Raw genomic sequence first — 3,168 nt, 5'->3', positions numbered from 1 at the left:
TTGATGCCTGGCAGTTCCCTACTCTCGCATGGGGAGACCCCACACTACCATCGGCGCTACGGCGTTTCACTTCTGAGTTCGGCATGGGGTCAGGTGGGACCACCGCGCTACTGCCGCCAGGCAAATTCTGTTTCATCCACACCGCTACACACAGTCTTTACTGTACGCAGCCATACGGACCAATCACGGAACATTCGCTGAAAATCTACTCTCGTCTCTCTAAAACACCTTCGGTGTTGTAAGGTTAAGCCTCACGGATCATTAGTACTGGTTAGCTCAATGCATCGCTGCACTTACACACCCAGCCTATCAACGTCATCGTCTTTAACGTTCCTTCAGTGGACCCAAAGTCCAAGGGAAGACTCATCTCGAGGCAAGTTTCGCGCTTAGATGCTTTCAGCGCTTATCTTTTCCGCATTTAGCTACCGGGCAATGCCATTGGCATGACAACCCGAACACCAGTGATGCGTCCACTCCGGTCCTCTCGTACTAGGAGCAGCCCCTCTCAATCTTCCAACGCCCACGGCAGATAGGGACCGAACTGTCTCACGACGTTCTAAACCCAGCTCGCGTACCACTTTAAATGGCGAACAGCCATACCCTTGGGACCTACTTCAGCCCCAGGATGTGATGAGCCGACATCGAGGTGCCAAACACCGCCGTCGATATGAACTCTTGGGCGGTATCAGCCTGTTATCCCCGGAGTACCTTTTATCCGTTGAGCGATGGCCCTTCCATTCAGAACCACCGGATCACTATGACCTACTTTCGTACCTGCTCGAGCCGTCACTCTCGCAGTCAAGCTAGCTTATGCCATTGCACTAACCTCACGATGTCCGACCGTGATTAGCTAACCTTCGTGCTCCTCCGTTACTCTTTAGGAGGAGACCGCCCCAGTCAAACTACCCACCAGACACTGTCCTCACCCCCGATCAGGGGGCCGAGTTAGAACATCAAACATTAAAGGGTGGTATTTCAAGGTTGGCTCCATGCAGACTGGCGTCCACACTTCGATGCCTCCCACCTATCCTACACATCAAGGCTCAATGTTCAGTGTCAAGCTATAGTAAAGGTTCACGGGGTCTTTCCGTCTTGCCGCGGGTACACTGCATCTTCACAGCGAGTTCAATTTCACTGAGTCTCGGGTGGAGACAGCCTGGCCATCATTACGCCATTCGTGCAGGTCGGAACTTACCCGACAAGGAATTTCGCTACCTTAGGACCGTTATAGTTACGGCCGCCGTTTACCGGGGCTTCGATCAAGAGCTTCGCCTTGCGGCTGACCCCATCAATTAACCTTCCGGCACCGGGCAGGCGTCACACCGTATACGTCCACTTTCGTGTTTGCACAGTGCTGTGTTTTTATTAAACAGTTGCAGCCAGCTGGTATCTGCGACTGGCTTCGGCTCCGGGAGCAAGTCCCTTCACCTACGTGCCAGCGTGCCTTCTCCCGAAGTTACGGCACCATTTTGCCTAGTTCCTTCACCCGAGTTCTCTCAAGCGCCTGAGTATTCTCTACCTGACCACCTGTGTCGGTTTGGGGTACGATTTCGTGTTACCTGATGCTTAGAGGCTTTTCCTGGAAGCATGGCATCAACTGCTTCATCACCGTAGTGACTCGTCATCACGCCTCAGGGTTAGATAAGAGAACGGATTTACCAATTCTCTCCCCCTACACGCTTAAACCGGGACAACCGTCGCCCGGCCAGCCTAGCCTTCTCCGTCCCCCCTTCGCAGTAACACCAAGTACAGGAATATTAACCTGTTTCCCATCGACTACGCTTTTCAGCCTCGCCTTAGGGGTCGACTCACCCTGCCCCGATTAACGTTGGACAGGAACCCTTGGTCTTCCGGCGTGCGGGTTTTTCACCCGCATTATCGTTACTTATGTCAGCATTCGCACTTCTGATACCTCCAGCAGCCCTCACAGGCCACCTTCGACGGCTTACAGAACGCTCCCCTACCCAACAACACATAGTGTCGCTGCCGCAGCTTCGGTGCATGGTTTAGCCCCGTTACATCTTCCGCGCAGGCCGACTCGACCAGTGAGCTATTACGCTTTCTTTAAATGATGGCTGCTTCTAAGCCAACATCCTGGCTGTCTGTGCCTTCCCACATCGTTTCCCACTTAACCATGACTTTGGGACCTTAGCTGGCGGTCTGGGTTGTTTCCCTCTTCACGACGGACGTTAGCACCCGCCGTGTGTCTCCCGTGATAACATTCTCCGGTATTCGTAGTTTGCATCGGTTTGGTAAGCCGGGATGGCCCCCTAGCCGAAACAGTGCTCTACCCCCGGAGATGAATTCACGAGGCGCTACCTAAATAGCTTTCGGGGAGAACCAGCTATCTCCCGGTTTGATTGGCCTTTCACCCCCAGCCACAAGTCATCCGCTAATTTTTCAACATTAGTCGGTTCGGTCCTCCAGTTAGTGTTACCCAACCTTCAACCTGCCCATGGCTAGATCACCGGGTTTCGGGTCTATACCTTGCAACTTGACGCCCAGTTAAGACTCGGTTTCCCTACGGCTCCCCTATTCGGTTAACCTTGCTACAAAATATAAGTCGCTGACCCATTATACAAAAGGTACGCAGTCACCCCCTCGAAAGAAGGCTCCCACTGCTTGTACGTACACGGTTTCAGGTTCTGTTTCACTCCCCTCGCCGGGGTTCTTTTCGCCTTTCCCTCACGGTACTGGTTCACTATCGGTCAGTCAGGAGTATTTAGCCTTGGAGGATGGTCCCCCCATATTCAGACAGGATGTCACGTGTCCCGCCCTACTCATCGAACTCACAGAATGTGCATTTTTGTGTACGGGACTATCACCCTTTACTGTGCGACCTTCCAGACGCTTCCACTAACACACAAACTGATTCAGGTTCTGGGCTGTTCCCCGTTCGCTCGCCGCTACTGGGGGAATCTCGGTTGATTTCTTTTCCTCGGGGTACTTAGATGTTTCAGTTCCCCCGGTTCGCCTTGCATGGCTATGAATTCACCATGCAATAGTGTGACGTATCACACTGGGTTTCCCCATTCGGGTATCGTCGGGTATAACGGTTCATATCACCTTGCCGACGCTTTTCGCAGATTAGCACGCCCTTCATCGCCTCTGACTGCCTAGGCATCCACCGTGTACGCTTAGTCGCTTAACCTCACAACCCGAAGGTGT

Annotated in this window: 2 rRNA genes; both read right to left on the bottom strand. The window is 53.0% G+C overall.

The annotated features are described in order from the left end of the window. Nucleotides 1-5: 5 nt before the first annotated feature. Nucleotides 6-121, bottom strand: a 5S ribosomal RNA gene (rrf, locus tag DRI82_RS23605). Nucleotides 122-240: 119 nt separating this feature from the next. Continuing rightward, nucleotides 241-3,151, bottom strand: a 23S ribosomal RNA gene (locus tag DRI82_RS23600). Nucleotides 3,152-3,168 lie beyond the last annotated feature (17 nt).

It is taken from the genome of Edaphovirga cremea, from assembly GCF_003332275.1.
GTDB lineage: Bacteria > Pseudomonadota > Gammaproteobacteria > Enterobacterales > Enterobacteriaceae > Edaphovirga > Edaphovirga cremea.
The sequence above is the reverse complement of the archived record's forward strand: the minus strand, read 5'-3'. Positions and strand labels throughout refer to the sequence as shown.